The following is a 16,421-nucleotide window of genomic DNA, read 5'->3' as shown; positions in this document are numbered from 1 at the left end:
CTAGCGTCCAAAACTCGAAATAACATTCGCCGACGGGCCAACCAGAATGATCAGCAGCGGTGGGACCGTCAGCATCATTGTGACAAGAGTCATCTTGGTCGGCAACTTGTTCGCGGCCTCTTCGGCGCGCATCACGCGTTTGTCGCGCATCTCACCGGCGTAAACCCGCAATGCCTCGGCAATTGATGTACCAAATGTCGCCGATTGGATCATGACGGTGACAAAAGAGTTCACGTCCTGAACCCCACAGCGCACGCCGAAGTCACGCAGGACGGTGTCCTTGTCCTTGCCAGCCTTCATTTCATACGCGACGGTTTCGAATTCCTGCGCGATATCCGGATAAGACGCGCTCATTTCACTGGCCACGCGAACGATGGCCTGATCCAGCGATTGACCGGCTTCAACGCAGACCAGCATCAGATCAAGCGTATCGGGAAAGCCGGCGGTAATCGCTTCCTTCCGTTCTTCAACCCGGCGCGTAATCCAGTATTTGGGTGCGAAATAGCCGATCGCGCCGGGGACAAGCACCCGGATCATCATCTGTGTTCCGGTAAACTCCTGGCCGCCGGAAAAAACCGTGACCAGCAGAACACCAATGATAATGCCAAGGATACCCAGAGAAAACTGCGCAAAGTGGAAGAACCGAACCGAATCCTTCGACCTGTAGCCCGCCTGACGCAGCTTCAACTCGACGGCCGAGTATTCTTCTTCGTTCTTGGGCTCAAGGAAAGTTGCGAACTTCTCAAGCTGTTCGTTTCGGTTCGAGTTTCGAAGCTGCTCTTTCTTCCCCTTTTTCTGCTTTGGAGGAGCCGCATTCGATCTTTGCAGTTTCTTCAAGGGGTCTTCGGGCTGCTTCATGATCAATGTGACAGCGACCAGAACCATAAGCAGGCCAAGTACGCCGACAATGATCAGGGGGCCGAATTCGCCCAGGTGCTGGGTCAACAGGTCATTGATGCCGGTCAGGATTTCCATGGTGCTGCCCTCAGACCTTGATGTTGGTGATGATTTTCATGACGATCAGGTTCAGTGTCAGCAGGATGGCGACAACAAAACACGCGGGAATAAACCAGGGGTGATCCAACACCTCGTCGTAATAGCCCGGGTCCTTGACCAGAATGAAAATCAGACAGGCAACAGGGAACCCGGACAGGAACTTGCCCGACCATTGTGCCTCGGCCGTAATCGCCTTGACCCGACGGAACAGGCGAAAACGCGCACGGATCACCTTTGCCAATCCGGCCAGAATTTCGGCAAGGTTACCGCCGGATTGCTGCTGAATACCCACGGCGACTGCCAGAAAGCGCATATCCTGCATGTCCAGACGTTCAGCCATGTCCTTTAGCGCCTCGCCCACATCGCGACCATAGGCGCATTCATCGGCGATAACGCCAAATTCGGTTCCCAGCGGATCCTGAACTTCGTTTGCAACCACCTGAATCGTCGAGACGAACGGGTTGCCGACACGCAACGAGCGCACCATCAGTTCAACCGCATCGGGCAGTTGTTCTTCAATCATCCCCATGCGTTTCTTGGCCTTGTGGTTGACCCAGGCGTAAACGCCGCCAATGCCGATTGCGATGGAAACAACGATGCGCAGTGCCGTGTCCGTAGCGGTTCCGATGCTCAATCCGACAAAGGCCATAGCTGATACCAGCCCCATGATCATGATCAATTGACGTGGAGAAAACGCGATAGCCGCCTTTTGCGCCTTGTCAGCGAGAAGTGAATACAGAGGAATGCTCTGTGATTTCATATGCTGCTGCATTTCTTTGCGCAGCTGTTCCAGCACCTGTTCGCGCCCGGCACCTTTTTCAAGCATGTCCAGGCGTCGGTTGACCCGGCTGTTCAGGCTGATGGACTTGCCGAAGGCAACAAGATAGATGCCCTCGACCAAGGCAAGAACCCCCACAAAGATGGCGACATAAATGATCGCCTCCATAGGCAATTGCATACCCGGTTCTCCTACATTGTGGTTGGGTCGTAGATGGACGCTGGCAAGTCAAAGCCCCATAGACGGAACCGTTCCGAATAGTGGCTGCGGACGCCGGTGGCGGTGAAATGCCCGATGATCTTGTTGTCGGGTGTCAGGCCAACGCGTTGAAAACGAAAGATTTCCTGCATGGAAATCACGTCACCTTCCATCCCGGTGATCTCAGTGATCGAGGTCATCCGACGCGACCCGTCCTGTAGGCGGCTGGCCTGCACGATCAGGTTCACAGCCGAGGCGATCTGACTGCGGACCGCCTTGATCGGCATTTCGATCCCGGCCATCGCGATCATGTTTTCCAGACGTGAAATACCGTCCCGGGCCGAGTTGGCGTGAATCGTGGTCATAGATCCGTCGTGACCGGTGTTCATGGCCTGCAACATGTCGATGACTTCGGCGCCGCGCGTCTCACCCACGATGATACGGTCAGGACGCATACGCAGGGCGTTTTTCAGACAGTCGCGCGGGCTGACTTCACCTTTGCCTTCCACGTTGGGTGGGCGGCTTTCCATCCGACCCACATGGGTCTGTTGCAGCTGAAGTTCCGCGGTATCCTCGATGGTCAGAATACGCTCGGCGTCGTCGATGAAACTGGACAGGGCGTTGAGTGTGGTCGTTTTACCCGAGCCCGTACCCCCGGAAACGATGATATTCAGCCGGGTGGACACGGCGGCCTGCAAATAGGCGGCCATTTCTTCGGTAAACGCACCGAAATTGACCAGATCGTCAATGCCCAGCTTGTCTTTCTTGAACTTACGAATGGAAACAAGCGATCCGTCCACCGCAATCGGGGGCACCATGGCGTTGAAACGCGAGCCATCGGCCAGACGGGCGTCAACATACGGGTTGGATTCATCGACACGGCGGCCCACGGCGGACACGATCTTGTCGATGATCCGCATCAGGTGCTTTTCATCCTTGAAGGTAATGTCGCTGAGTTCCAGCTTGCCGGCACGTTCCACAAAGATCTGTTGTGGACCGTTCACCAGAATATCGTTGACCGTATCGTCCTGAAGCAGCGCCTCGAGCGGGCCGAGACCCGTCACCTCGTCATAAAGTTCCTTGTTCAGCTGGGATCGGTCTTCGCGGTTCAGAACAATGTTTCTTGTTTCCAGAACTTCACTGGCGATGGCACTGATTTCAGCGCGCAACTCTGCTTCGCCGGCGTTTTCAAGCGCGGCCAGGTTCAGGTTTTCCAGCAGTTCGCGGTGCAGTTCGATCTTGATCTCACCCAGCCGCTCCTTGCGTTTGCGGTCTTTGTCTGAACTTGCGACCTCACCTGCATTCTTTTTCACGGGTTTGCGTGCCACCGCGGTCGCGACAGGTGTCGCTTGTGCAGAAGGCGCCGCTGTTTCAGCCGGTTGTGCCGGCGATTTGACGGGCTGCGCTGCGGGTTGCTTTTTGTATCTTGAAAACACGGCTTATCCCCCCTTGGGATGATGTTTACGCAGCTTCTTCGGCACTGCTGCCGAGGCTGTGAAGCGACTTCGCCAGCTTTGAGATTTCCCGGCGCAACGGGTTCTTGGCGGCCGCATTTGCCAGAGGCAGACCATGATCCCCACTTTGCATGACCGGTTTGCCACCATCAGGCAGCAGCAGGTCGATAGAGATTCCAAGGCTTTCCCCCATGCGTTTCACGCGGCTTTTCCCGTTCAGATCGGTAAATTTCGGCGCACGGTTCAACGCAAAGCGCAGCTTGTTGAATGGCAGTTCCTCTGCCTGCAACGCACGTTTCAGGCGCAGGGCATTCTGGGCGGACCGCATGTCGAGCTCGATCATGGCGAAATACACATGGGCGGCCTGCAAAACTGTTTCCGACCACAGGACCAGCGTCTTTGGCATGTCGACAATGACATAGTCGAAATGCGCGCGCGCCATGTCGATCACGCGCTGAATGTCTTCCGGAGTGATCAAGTCAAGCGGCACCATGTCGGATGGCGCCGTCAAAACCTGAAGCTTTTCTTCATATGTTTGAAGGGCTTGCGAGAATACTTCGCTGTCCATCGCGTCCGTGTCCGACAGCATTTCAAACACTGTCTCTCGTCGCGGCAGATCCAGATAGGTGGAAACGGTCCCGTATTGCAGATCCAGATCGATCAGGCACACGGTCGGCGCGTCCTTGTCCGAGACACAGGCCAGCTCCCAGGCCAGGTTAACGGCCAGTGTCGTTGCGCCGACTCCACCTGCAAGGCCCTGAACGACAAACAACGCGCCTTCCTTGGACGCGCCACCGGCCAGGGGAACGGCGGTCGCCTGTGCCACGGCAACCGGGTCGGGCTGCTTCATACGCTCGATGGCTTCCTGCAATTCGCCTTCGGGAAGAGGATAGGGGACGAACTCGTCGGCACCCTTGCGCAGCAGTTGGTGCAAAGACGCCGGAGTGACATCCTCGGCGATCAGAACAACTTTTACTTTCTTTTCATTGGCTTGAGTGATTATTTCACCCAGCAGAGACAGGTTGTCTTCGTCTTCTCCGTCGATCGCCAGCGCTACGAATTCCAGCGTTTCAGCTTCGGGTTGGCTGAAAAAGGCCAACGCTTCTGCAAACCCCAGATCTCCCCAGCGCTCGCCCAAGATGGCTTCCATGTCTTCGATCAGAAGGTCGAAATTCTGAACATCCCGACTGATGGTGCAGGCCAAGATTGCAGTATTGTCGTCTTGCGGCGTCGCGCTGGTCATAAACACTATCCTCGTCGTGAGGGCTCAGCATGTCATATGAACGAAATCCGCCAGATGGATGTGCTGTCGCCCCAATACGGTCAAATTTGGCCGCAGGTCACCCTATTGTTCACAATGTCGCTTTGAAGTTGGGCAAGAATTGGGCGCAAAAGAACCAATTGTAGGGAAATGGGCGACGATGCCGCCCATTTCAAACGTATTATCCACCGCCGCCGGCGCCGTCCTGCGCGGTCACTTCCTGGATCTGGCTTATAGCGGTCGCACTTTCCACATATTCGCGATAGATGACCTCGGCATATTTGCCATCCAGAAGCTGTGGGTTGCGATCAACGAATCCTGAAACTTCGGTAACCGTTCTGCGATTCCTGCGATCGCGGTTCTGCGTTGCGATCAGCGGTTGCGTTTTGCCGAATGATACCACCGCCTCAAGCCGCGAGCGCGAGATGCCCTGCTGCCCCAGAAACGCGACGACTGCTTGCGCGCGGCGAAGGCCAAGGCTTTTGTTGTAGCTGGTCGACCCCACGGCATCCGTATGCCCGTAAACGCGGAACCGGGCCTCGGGGAACTGTTTGATCCAGTCAGCCTGTTGCAAAAGAATGCGCTGAGCTGAAGCATCCAGTTGCGAGCTGTTGAACGCAAAGTTCACCTGGCTGGGTACATCTGCGGCAAACCTGCGGCTGAGAATTTGCGCATAGGTCAACTCGCCGCTTTGAACCTGGACGTTGTTGAGCGTCGCGTTTCCGAAAGTGCCTGCGTCGATCTCGTACCCGGCCTCGCGGGTACAGGCGGCGACAGCGACCGAAAGACCCAGTGTGATAATCCACTTATGCATTGGTCCTATCCTCCTGATCAATCTAGGACGTAGCCGTAGGAGCTGCCGAAGTTCTGTTTGGCAACCTCTGACGCTCCGCCGGCGCCCGTACGCTGTGTGCGCGCCACCCGGCCGTTCAAGAACAAGTCAAATTCGCTGGGCGGTTTGACCCGATCGGTTGGAAGCGCAAGAGTTTCGCCCCGAGTCGGTGAAACCAGATGCGCCGTGATGATAACGACGAGTTCACTTTGCTCGCGCTGGTAGTTGGCGCTGCGGAACAACGCGCCCAGAACCGGCACATCTCCCAACCATGGAATCTGGTTGCTCAGATCCGCGAAATTGTCCTGGATCAGGCCTGCAATGGCAAAGCTTTCACCATCGCGTAGTTCGATCGTTGTTTTTGCCCGGCGAGTGATGAAACTGGGAACCGAATCCCCGTTGATGGTGAAATCCGAGGTTTGATCGATACTTGAAACGGCCGTGCCCATTTCAAGATTGATCAGATCGCCGTCCACGACGCGTGGAATAAAGTCCATCTCGACGCCGAAGGCCTTGTATTCGATGGCCACAACGCCGTCATCCTGCGGTACCGGAATGGGGACTTCGCCACCGGCCAGGAACGATGCCTCCTGGCCGGACAGAGCGGACAGATTCGGCTCGGCCAGGCTGCGGGCCAACCCCTTGGCTTCCAGTGCTTCCAGCAACAGGCGAACCTGCGTCGAACCCGCGCCGAACCCAAACAGGATTGCGCCTGTATTGGCCTGAACAGTCGGAATGTTGTTCGCCAAAGCGTTGTTCAGCGCGAACTGGTTGTTGAGCGTATTGATGCCCCCCGTAACGTCACTTCCGCCGAAACCAAGCGATGCCGTCAGGCTTTTGGCGACCGAGCGGTTCATCTCGGCAAAGCGGACTTTCAGCATGACCTGCTGGACACCACCGACCGACATCAGGTTCGAGACACGATCGGGGGCATACCGTTCAGCCAGTTCCAGCGCGCGTGCCAGTTTGGCCGAGCTGGAGATCGTACCGGACAAAACAATACCATCATTGGCTGTGCGAACTTCTATGGGTTCGTTGGGCAGGATCTGACGCAGACGTTCCTTGAATTCCGTAACATCCGGTGCGACCCGGACGCGGACATTGGCCAAAAGATTGCCCGCGCCGTCAAACAGCGTCAGCGTGGTCAGGCCCGGGGCCTTGCCCAGAACATAGATCGTGCGCTCCGACAAAGAAGAGATATCGGCAATGCCGGCGTTGGCAATGCTGAGCTCTGCGAAAGGTTGCTCGCTTTCTACGACGATTGCGCGGTTCATCGGGACATCAAGTGTTTCCACCGTCCCTTTTTTCACCACGCGTAAAGTTTCAGCCCAGGCGGTGTCGCCAATGGGGGCCATAACAAGCGACAACCCCAGCAGGGTTGCGCTGATCCAGGAACGTATTGTCATGTGACCTGCCTCTCCGATCACGCCTCGTTTTTTTGGGTCTTGTGCCCTATGGGATGAGAGACTGCGCGAAATCCGAATTTATTGCAATAATCAATGGTTTCCGTAAGTTTCCTTATGTGGGGAATTGGCAACAATCGCAAAAAAATGAGCCGCACCAAGGGTGCGGCTCTGAACCTGTAACGTTCTGAATTGGCGTCAATTTGTGCAGGGGATAGGCACATTTACGATTTCGCCACCACGGCGGATGCGTGTTGTGCATACCTTTTCGATTTTTGCCTCGGGTTCCGGGGCAGTTTTCTGAATTCCCAACAGTTTGTTTTGGTCCACCTCAATCGTGGACGCAACGGATTCATCCTGTACGCCAACCAAAGCCAGGGAAAGACGCCCCGTGTTCTGGGCCTGTGCCAGCGCGGCGACCTGTTCCGGTGTGGCCGCAACCGTAACTGTACGTGCAATGGTCGTGTTGGTGACGTCCGAACCAGCGGTCTGGTCGACGGCAATGAGTTGCACGTTGGTTTCGATCAGTCGGGTGATTCCGCCGCTGCTCCCTTCGATCGTTCCACTGGAACCGGTCCAATAGATGTCGACAGTGTCTCCGGGCCGCAGGAATCCGGAAACGCCCGAGGCCACGTCAACGCTGATTGCGAAGGCGCGCATACCTTTTTCCAGACGTGACGTCAGCCCGGCTTTTTCGCCCGGACGAGTGATCTTGACCTCCATGATCGCTTCGTCTTTTTCCATTGCCCTCAAAACGAAACGTTCATTTGCGCCGCTTTCGGGGAACAGGGCTGTGAGCTCGGTGAATGTACCTTCGGGGATCGCGTTTTCCGGCCAGTCAACAGCGCGGATATCTTCCTCTGTCAACCGCTCGCCGTATTTCAGAGCGCGATTCGACACAAAGACAGTGACAGTTGGAACGACATCAACTTTGGCATTGGCCAGGGCCTCTTCCGCAGCAAGTCTTTGGCGTGCCAACTCGCTTTGGTATTCCGCGATATAGTTTCGCGCCATGTAGACGGCGCCCCCGGCCAGTGCAATGCCGACAATCAGGACAAGTCCGAAAACTGCTCGCATGCGTGTACCTCATTCTTTTGTTTGGTCGAATACTTAGCGGCCAAGGAACCACATTGAAACAGCCTATTTGCTAACCGCAAATTGTGTCGAAATGTGGGACAAATATGCCTGATTGTCAGATTCTGCGCCATCTTCCGCACAATTATTCATGGTGAGCGTTGCCTTTCCTCACGATTGCCAGCGGATCGTGCGCAACAAAAGAGCGCCGCACCCCATGGGCGCAGCGCTTTGCGTCGAAACGATTAAACGTAACGTCTTTGGAAAACAGCTGATGCCTACACCTGCCGCGACTTAGTTTCCGCCGCCAGCGGTTCCCGCCGTGATAATACCAGACGGTGCAGTGTTCGACCCGGTGCTGACGACGGCGCTGTTCATGGCCCCGTTGATATTGCCGCCCATGCTGTTGACGCTTGAGCTGATGACAAGGTAGGTCGCGCCCGACAATCCGATGACCACGGCGGTCAATACCACCCAGTCAACTGTCACCGCTCCTGCTTCGTCGGATTTAAACTGATTAAGGAACCTGAACATGTGCTTATCTCCAAATACGTCGCGTCAGTGCCACCGACAGGTTGGCGCATAACTGGTTCGCGCGGATGGCGAAATTTGGGCTAAATATTGATTTCGAAGGAAATTTTGGTCTCAGGCAGAGACCGCGCGTGTGTCGAATTGATCGGGACAGAAGAAACACAGGGGTTGCAGCAAAATACCCCGGGCGTCGCGAAGGTTTGCATGACTTGCGCGCAGGCAGGAACCTGTGCGCCTGGGATTGGGCAGTTTCAGGTCACAAAAAAAGGCCGCGCCCGTTGAGCGCGGCCTTGAAAATTCTCTAGGTCAGCAACTTAGTTGCTTTTGCCTTCGCCGGTGATACCACCTGTCGCGGTGTTGCTGCCGGTGCTCAGCGATGCGGCGTTCAGCGCTTCGTTTACGCCGGTTGCCAGGCCAGTGGCGCCAGCCGAGATCTGCTGATATGCAACGGCGGCCAGGCCGATGACTGCTGCGGTCAGAACAACCCAGTCAACTGTTACTGCGCCGTCTTCGTCTTTGCGGAAGTTCTTGATGAACTTGATCATGTTACGTCCCTCCTAAAGGATCAAAAAGAGTTTAACAAACCTCGGCGTCTTTCAGAGCTTTCTCTCTCAGTCCGCTCATGTCCGTCTCGGTATGGGACTATGTTTGACTGTTGGGCATGGCAGGAATTGGGCCAAACACCGATTTTTTTTCGCGCAGCTTAACTTTTTGGTTATAAATTGGATAACCATATGAAAATAAAGGGTAAAAAAATCACCACGATTGAGCCGAAGGCTCTGTAGCGATGCAAAATTGCGCCAAATGAGGCGAAACTGCCCCATTTCGCTTTGTTTTTCTGGCCTTGCGGGAAGATTCGGGGTTCAAATCGCCTAAAAAGAAAACACGAGGCAGGCAAATGAATCTCCGGAACGCACTTCAATGCGCCGGTGTGCTGGCGTTTCTGATATCGGGCACCGCATCCGTAAATGCGACCGAGACAGAGCCGCGCGGCGTATACAAACGCGTCAAAGCCCCAAAACCCGGTGAACGTCCGCGTGTGACCGTGCAGATCACAACGGAAGAACACGCAGCCAAGCCTTCAGCGCCCAGCACGGGCACTGAACTGGTGGTGCCGGAAATCATCGCGCGCACCAAAGTCGCTCCGCTGCCGGCGCCCGGTGCGGAGGTCAAACGAGACCCCAATGGATCGTACAAGGCTTTCTGGAACCGGATTTCACCGCACATTGATGAAGGCGGGGCCGGGCGGCTTGACGCGGCCATCAACGCCCTGGCCGCAACCAACGTGAGATCACCGCGACTGCAATCGCTGCAAGATATCGCAAAGGAACGCGGGATCGAGATCCTTCGTTCCACTGTGGGAACCAATGTTTCACCGGCGCTGGTGCTTGCGGTCATCTCGGTGGAATCGGCCGGGCGTGCAGACGCGGTCAGTTCCGCAGGCGCGCAGGGGCTCATGCAGTTGATGCCCGCCACGGCGGCCAGATTCGGGGTAAAGGACAGCCTTCAGCCCTCTGAGAACATTGCGGGCGGTGTAAAATACCTCAACTGGCTGATGGAAGAGTTCGGGAATGATCCAATACTTGTATTGGCTGGATACAACGCGGGTGAGGGGGCCGTACGCAAACACAGCGGCGTGCCGCCCTATGCTGAAACCCGAGACTACGTGCCAAAAGTCCTCGCCGCGTTTCAGATCGCGCGGGCCTTGTGCACGACGCCGCCGGACCTGATTTCCGACGGCTGTGTTTTTCAGACTTCCAACTAAAAAGGCCCGCGCGATCTGGCGGGCCTTTGCAATTGATCAGGAAACGATTGTCGCTTCCGTCGCGGCGCGCAGCTCGTCTTCGCTGACACCTTCCGCCAGTTCGACGATTTTCAGACCGCCTTCGACCACATCCAGCACACCCAGATTGGTGATGATGCGATCAACCACGCCCTTGCCGGTCAGCGGCAGGGTGCATTCCTTCAGCACTTTGCTGTCGCCGTGCTTGTTGGTGTGGTCCATCACCACGATGACCCGTCCGACGCCTGCAACCAGGTCCATCGCGCCGCCCATGCCTTTCACCAGCTTGCCGGGGATCATCCAGTTGGCCAGATCGCCTTTCTCATCGACCTCCATCGCGCCCAGGATCGCCGCCGCGATCTTGCCGCCGCGGATCATGGCAAACGACGTGGCGCTGTCGAAATAGGCCGTGCGGGACAACTCGGTGATCGTCTGCTTGCCCGCATTGATCAGGTCCGGGTCTTCTTCGCCCTCAAAGGGGAAGGGGCCCATGCCCAGCATGCCGTTTTCCGATTGCAGCGTGATGTCCTTGTCACCCACATAGTTTGCCACCAGCGTCGGGATGCCGATGCCGAGGTTCACATACATGCCGTCTTCCAGTTCCTCTGCCGCGCGTGCGGCCATCTGATTGCGGTCCCAGGGCATTATGCTTCCTCCTTCTTGCGGGTGGTGCGCTGTTCAATGCGCTTTTCGTGTTCGCCCTGAACGATGCGATGCACATAGATACCGGGCAGGTGGATGCAGTCGGGATCCAGCGAACCGCGCGGTACGATCTCTTCCACTTCGGCCACGCAGATCTTGCCGCAGGTCGCGGCAGGAACGTTGAAATTGCGGGCGGTCTTGCGGAAAACCAGATTGCCGGTGTCGTCGGCCTTCCAGGCCTTGACGATGGCCAGATCGGCAAAAATGCCTTCTTCCAGAATGTAGGTCTCGCCGTTGAAGTCCTTGTGCTCTTTCCCTTCGGCGATCACGGTGCCGACGCCGGTCTTGGTGTAAAAACCGGGAATGCCCGCCCCACCGGCGCGCATCCGTTCGGCCAATGTTCCTTGGGGGTTGAATTCCAGTTCCAGCTCACCACTCAGATATTGGCGCATGAACTCGGCGTTTTCACCGACATACGAGCTGATCATCTTTTTGACCTGCTTGGTCTGCAACAGGATGCCGATGCCGAAATCGTCCACGCCTGCGTTGTTTGACGCAAAGGTCAGGTCTTTGACGCCCGATTCCCTGATGGCCTCAAGCAACAATTCCGGAATGCCGCACAGGCCAAACCCGCCAGCGGCGATCAGCATGCCATCCGACAGCAGCCCATCGAGCGCCTCGGTGGCATTGGCATAGACTTTCTTCATGGAAAACTCCCCCAATGACATGGTGATGGGCTGGTTGTGCCGTCGCGTCACGGGGAAGTCAATGAAACCGGAGGCGGGGTCGTATTTCTACCAATGGAAAGAGCTGTTGCAATTGATCAGGCGGCTCAACATGTCCGCCGCACCATTATAGGAGGTTGATAACATGAAGCGAATTTGTGCCGAAGCAACCGCTGGTGCCGCGCTTTTGGCTATGTCAGCCTATGAGCCTGAGCAGGCGGCGGTACTTCAGCTCGATGATAACAAGATCAAAGCTGTTGGTGCCGGATACTCTGAGAAGTCTTCATTTGAATCTGCAATTTCAACCGCCAATGAACGGTGTGCGCAGCAGGACAAAGAGGCCTTCGTTCTGGCCAGCGATACCGGCTGTCAGGGGGTGGACAAGAATACAGCCCTGATCGTCTATGTCCTGACCGCCGCTGCCCAGAACTCAGGCCGCGCCCGGTTCCTCTCCGAGCTCAAGCGGTTCGGAAGACCGGCAGACGACGCTCAAAGTGCGGTGCGGCGCTCAGCCCAGGTCATTCGCTGACAGCCCGCCGCAATGTCGAAAAGGCGATTGCAGGGGGGCTTTTCCAACCCCGACCACCTGTCAGCCTAGGTTGTTGCTTTCTTGGTGGTTGCTTTCTTTTTGGACGTGGCCTTTTTGGGCGCGGCCTTTTTCTTGGTGCCTTTTTTGGCAGCGCGCTCGTTGACAAGCTCGATGGCCATCTCCTGCGTCACGTCCTCGGGTTTGATGTCCTTGGGGATCGTCGCGTTGACCTTTTCCCATTTCACGTAGGGCCCATAGCGCCCGTCCAGAACCTGCATCGCGCCGCCATCCGGATGCTCACCCAACTCTTTCAGAGGCTTCGCCGCGGCCCGCCGTCCCCGACCGGGGTTTGCCCGTTTTTCGGCCAGCAACTCAACGGCGCGGTTCATGCCGATCTCGAACACGTCATTGGGGTCTTTGAGGTTGGCATAGACCGGCTTTGCCTCCTCCGGCAGCTGATGCATCAGGTAAGGACCGAACCGCCCGAAATTCGCGCTGATCATGCCGCCTTCGGGGTGTTCGCCGATCTGACGGGGCAGGGACAGAAGCGTCAGAGCCTTTTCCAGGTCCATGTCATCCTTGCTCCACCCGCGCGGAAGGGATGCACGCGGGGGCTTTTTGTTCTCGGGCGTGGGTTCGCCCCGCTGAACGTAAGGACCGAACCGGCCGGATTTCAACCAGATCTCATCCCCGGCATCTTCACCCAGCAGCCTTTCGTCACCTTCCGCGCCTTCACCGGCAATCGGGCGCGTATAGGTACATTCCGGATAGTTTCCGCATCCGACGAACCCACCGGTCCGCGAGGTCTTCAGGTGCAACTGACCGGTACCGCATTTCGGGCAGATACGCGGATCGGACCCATCCTCGCGCGGCGGGTAGAGCTGCGGAGCCAGAGCTTCGTCGAGCCTGTCCAGCACTTCAGAAATCCGCAGTTCGGACGTCTCGCCAATCGCGGCTGAAAAATCACGCCAAAACTTGCCCAGCAGGTCCTTGTAGTCGCGTTCCCCGGCGCTGACGTCATCCAGTTCTTTTTCCAGATTGGCGGTGAACTCATAGCCAACGTACTGCCGGAAGAAATTCAGCAAGAAGATCGTAACGATCCGCCCCTTTTCCTCGGGGATCAGCCGGTTCTTGTCCTTGCGGACATATTCCCGGTCCTGGATCGTCGTTACGATCGAGGCATAAGTTGATGGGCGCCCGATCCCCAGCTCTTCCATCCTTTTGACCAGTGTCGCTTCGGTATAGCGCGGGGGCGGTTGGGTGTGGTGTTGAAGGGCCAGAACGGATTCGTTCTCGGACAGGATCGCTTCTTTCGCGACCTTGTCGCCGCTGTCGCTGGTCGCCTTGGCAAACTGATCCTTCAGAGAGGTCTTGGCAAAACGGGCCGGATCGCCCTGCGTGATCTGTGGCAGACGCTTTTCATCCTCGTCCGCGACGTCATCCCGGCCTTCTTCGTACACCCGCATGAACCCATCGAACATTACGACCTGGCCCGTGGCGCGAAGGCCGACCTGACCGTCGTCGCTGCCGATCTCGACGGTGGTGCGCTCCAGACGCGCGGCGGCCATCTGACAGGCGATGGTACGTTTCCAGATCAGATCATAAAGCTTGCGCTGATCCTCGTCTGTCACTTTCAGCGCCTTGGCGTCGCGCGACATATCCGTCGGGCGGATACACTCGTGCGCTTCCTGCGCGTTCTTGGCCTTGTTTTTGTAGATACGCGGGCTGTCCGGTACGTATTCCGCGCCGTAGCGATCAGCGATGGCCTCGCGGGTCGCGGCCACGGCCTCGGGCGCCATGTCGATGCCGTCGGTCCGCATATAGGTAATGTACCCGGCCTCATAAAGTCGCTGCGCCACCTGCATTGCGTGGCGCGCACCCATGCCGAACTTGCGGCTGGCTTCTTGTTGCAGGGTCGAGGTCATGAACGGCGCGCTGGGGTTGCGGGCGGCGGGTTTGGCCTCGACCGAGGTCACGCTCAGCGCGCGGCTGGTGATGGCCTGAACCGCCAGCTCGGCCTGCGTCGCGTTGGCCAGATCGTGCTTGTCCAGCTTCTTGCCGGCCAGCGTGACCAGACGCGCCTCATAGGTCTGCCCGCGCGGTGTCTCGAACAGCGCCCGAACCGACCAGTATTCCACCGGCTTGAATGCCTCGATTTCCATCTCGCGTTCGACGATCAGGCGCAGACAGACGGATTGCACGCGACCCGCCGATTTAGCACCCGGCAGTTTGCGCCACAAAACCGGAGACAGGTTGAACCCCACCAGATAATCCAGCGCGCGGCGGGCCAGATAGGCCTCGACCAAAGGCATATCGACCTGACGCGGGTTCTGCATCGCCTCGGTCACGGCGTCCTTGGTAATGGCGTTGAAGGTCACGCGGCTGACGGGCGTATCCTTCTTGATCGAGCGGCGTTTGGTCAACGCCTCCTGTAGGTGCCAGCTGATCGCCTCGCCCTCGCGGTCGGGGTCGGTGGCGAGGATCAGCGCATTGTCTTCTTTCAACGCGTCGGCAATGGCCTTGACATGCTTGCGGCTGTCGTTGCCGACCTCCCATTTCATCGAGAAGTCATGCTCAGGATCGACCGATCCATCCTTTGGCGGCAGGTCCCGCACATGGCCGTAAGAGGCCAGAACTGTGTAGTCGGGGCCCAGGTATTTATTGATTGTTTTTGCTTTGGCCGGAGATTCTACAACAACTACGGGCATTTAAGGGGAATCCTCGCTCGACGAATTTGGCGCCTTCTATGGTGGTGCAAAATGTGTGGGGCAAGCAGGAATTGTCAATGCGTTCCTTTCGTCGGTGGAAAAGCGCCGTGATTTCAGTGCGCTACCACAGATCTTCAGAAACCGGGCACGCCGGAACGAGGGTTCGATCAACTTGCCAGCGACAGCAGACCTCCGGGCTGACGCTGGATTCGCCCATCAAGTTCAAGGTCGATCAGCGCCGGTCCAAGCTCACCGGCCGAGGCCGCGATATCCCGCAGCAATTGATCTTCGGCGATGGGCGAGGGGCCAAGCCGCGCGATGATCTGCTCGTGCAGGTTTCTTGCAGGGCGCGCGATTGGTTCCGAGGGCGGTTCGGTTGGCCGGGAAAACAGGTCGTCCTGCCGCGGCAAGGCTTCAATGACGTCTTCAGCGGTTCGGACAAGTGTGGCGCCATCACGAATCAGCAGATTGCAACCGGCGGCCCGCGCATCGAACGGATGGCCGGGAACGGCCAGAACCTCGCGCCCCTGATCCAGTGCGTCCCGTGCCGTGATCAGACTGCCGGACTTGGCAGCAGCCTCGACGACGACAACCGCCTGCGCGAGGCCCGATATGATCCGGTTACGACGCGGGAAGTGCCGCGCCTGCGGCGTCACGCCCATCGGTTGTTCTGAAATCCGCAAGCCGCTGGACGCGATATCATGGGCCAGTTCCGTGTTTTCGGCGGGATATATCACATCAACGCCACCGGCCATGACAGCCACCGTGCCGGTCTCCAGCGCGGCCATATGCGCGGCTGTATCGATGCCACGCGCCAGGCCAGAGACTATAACGTGCCCCTTGCTGCCCAGCTCGGTGGCCAGGCCACGGGCCATCCGCGCGCCGAGCGAGGAACAGTTTCGCGCACCGACCATCGCAATCGCTGGTTTTTGCAGCAGCGAAAGGTCCCCGATCGCCCAAAGCAGCGGCGGGGCTTCGTTCAGTTCAGCCAGGGTCGCGGGGAATTCAGCGGACCCAAGGCACAAAAGCCGCGCTTTGGCGGCTTTTGCGGCCCTGAGTTCCGCCTCGATCACGCCGGGGGGGCAGGTTTCATACCCTGTTATACCGGCGGCGCGTGCCATTTCAGGCAGCGCGGCCAGCGCGTTCTGCGCTGAGCCATGTTCGCGAAGCAGCCGACGAAATGTCGCCGGACCGACCTTGCGAGAACGCAACAGACGAAGCCACGAAAACCGGTCCTCTTCCGTGGTGGGTGGGAGTGGGGGGTGATTGGAAGAAAGCTGCTCTTCGGTCATCCGTTGCTCCGCCTTGTTGCAGAACTGGTTTACGGGACAGGCAGTTAACAGCTTGTGAATCGTTGAAAATTAGAAGTGTTTTTTTGCAATCTTGTCAGGGTTTTCGTATGTAAGATGTTGATAATAAATAAAATAAAAAACTTTCAGTCAGAAAGAGCGCTTTGAACACTAAAGGCGATCTTCGCGAAAAAAGAGGCGCTGGGTTAACCCTGCGC

15 protein-coding genes are annotated in these 16,421 nt (G+C 57.3%); 2 read left to right on the top strand and 13 right to left on the bottom strand.

Going from position 1 to position 16,421, the window contains the following annotated elements; translation table 11 throughout:
• From AC2FF8_RS14090 to AC2FF8_RS14050, 9 genes are all read right to left on the bottom strand, one after another.
• On the bottom strand, positions 1-975 hold the full coding sequence (locus AC2FF8_RS14090; RefSeq protein ID WP_257600221.1) for a type II secretion system F family protein: 975 nt from the start codon (positions 973-975) through the stop codon (positions 1-3).
• 10 nt (positions 976-985) lie between these two features.
• Entirely contained in the window at positions 986-1,954 is a 969-nt protein-coding gene (locus AC2FF8_RS14085; protein ID WP_152457244.1) for a type II secretion system F family protein, read from the bottom strand.
• Positions 1,955-1,965: 11 nt separating this feature from the next.
• The gene (locus AC2FF8_RS14080) at positions 1,966-3,408 is read right to left on the bottom strand and encodes a TadA family conjugal transfer-associated ATPase (protein WP_170344990.1); all 1,443 of its coding nucleotides are present in this window, start codon (positions 3,406-3,408) and stop codon (positions 1,966-1,968) included.
• A gap of 25 nt (positions 3,409-3,433) precedes the next feature.
• A complete protein-coding gene (locus AC2FF8_RS14075; protein WP_170344991.1) occupies positions 3,434-4,669 on the bottom strand; it encodes a CpaE/TadZ family protein in 1,236 nt (411 codons plus the stop codon).
• A 199-nt stretch (positions 4,670-4,868) separates the two neighbouring features.
• On the bottom strand, positions 4,869-5,501 hold the full coding sequence (locus AC2FF8_RS14070; protein WP_425079784.1) for an OmpA family protein: 633 nt from the start codon (positions 5,499-5,501) through the stop codon (positions 4,869-4,871).
• A gap of 17 nt (positions 5,502-5,518) precedes the next feature.
• Positions 5,519-6,925, bottom strand: coding sequence for a type II and III secretion system protein family protein (locus AC2FF8_RS14065; protein WP_257600223.1), 1,407 nt, complete (start codon positions 6,923-6,925; stop codon positions 5,519-5,521).
• Positions 6,926-7,120: 195 nt separating this feature from the next.
• On the bottom strand, positions 7,121-7,999 hold the full coding sequence (gene cpaB / locus AC2FF8_RS14060; RefSeq protein ID WP_170344994.1) for a Flp pilus assembly protein CpaB: 879 nt from the start codon (positions 7,997-7,999) through the stop codon (positions 7,121-7,123).
• A 291-nt stretch (positions 8,000-8,290) separates the two neighbouring features.
• Positions 8,291-8,530, bottom strand: coding sequence for a hypothetical protein (locus tag AC2FF8_RS14055; RefSeq protein ID WP_170344754.1), 240 nt, complete (start codon positions 8,528-8,530; stop codon positions 8,291-8,293).
• A gap of 311 nt (positions 8,531-8,841) precedes the next feature.
• A complete protein-coding gene (locus AC2FF8_RS14050) occupies positions 8,842-9,072 on the bottom strand; it encodes a Flp family type IVb pilin (protein ID WP_117869713.1) in 231 nt (76 codons plus the stop codon).
• A 353-nt stretch (positions 9,073-9,425) separates the two neighbouring features.
• On the opposite strand from AC2FF8_RS14050, the gene AC2FF8_RS14045 reads away from it, so the two are divergent.
• Positions 9,426-10,292 (top strand): lytic transglycosylase domain-containing protein, encoded by an 867-nt coding sequence (locus AC2FF8_RS14045; protein ID WP_496879975.1) that lies wholly within the window; start codon positions 9,426-9,428, stop codon positions 10,290-10,292.
• Positions 10,293-10,328: 36 nt separating this feature from the next.
• Here the strand turns inward: AC2FF8_RS14045 and AC2FF8_RS14040 are convergent, their stop codons facing one another.
• Together AC2FF8_RS14040 and AC2FF8_RS14035 are read right to left on the bottom strand one after the other, a co-directional pair.
• On the bottom strand, positions 10,329-10,955 hold the full coding sequence (locus tag AC2FF8_RS14040; RefSeq protein WP_152457252.1) for a CoA transferase subunit B: 627 nt from the start codon (positions 10,953-10,955) through the stop codon (positions 10,329-10,331).
• Positions 10,955-11,659 (bottom strand): CoA transferase subunit A, encoded by a 705-nt coding sequence (locus AC2FF8_RS14035; RefSeq protein WP_171117520.1) that lies wholly within the window; start codon positions 11,657-11,659, stop codon positions 10,955-10,957. Before AC2FF8_RS14035 ends, AC2FF8_RS14040 begins: the two co-directional genes overlap by 1 nt.
• Before the next feature lie 163 nt (positions 11,660-11,822).
• Between AC2FF8_RS14035 and AC2FF8_RS14030 the strand changes: the two genes are divergently transcribed.
• Positions 11,823-12,206 carry a hypothetical protein gene (locus tag AC2FF8_RS14030; RefSeq protein WP_496879974.1) on the top strand — a complete coding sequence of 128 codons (384 nt, stop codon included), beginning with the start codon at positions 11,823-11,825 and terminating at the stop codon, positions 12,204-12,206.
• Positions 12,207-12,271: 65 nt separating this feature from the next.
• On the opposite strand, the gene topA is transcribed toward AC2FF8_RS14030, so the two are convergent.
• Both topA and dprA read right to left on the bottom strand, forming a co-directional pair.
• Positions 12,272-14,914 (bottom strand): type I DNA topoisomerase, encoded by a 2,643-nt coding sequence (topA, locus tag AC2FF8_RS14025; protein WP_496879973.1) that lies wholly within the window; start codon positions 14,912-14,914, stop codon positions 12,272-12,274.
• 167 nt (positions 14,915-15,081) lie between these two features.
• Positions 15,082-16,206: a DNA-processing protein DprA gene (gene dprA, locus AC2FF8_RS14020; protein ID WP_496879972.1), complete on the bottom strand. Its 1,125-nt coding sequence runs from the start codon at positions 16,204-16,206 to the stop codon at positions 15,082-15,084.
• Positions 16,207-16,421 lie beyond the last annotated feature (215 nt).

This window comes from Ruegeria sp. YTSA144, from assembly GCF_059610125.1.
Note: the sequence above shows the minus strand (reverse complement) of the source record. Positions and strands in the feature narration are given on the sequence as shown.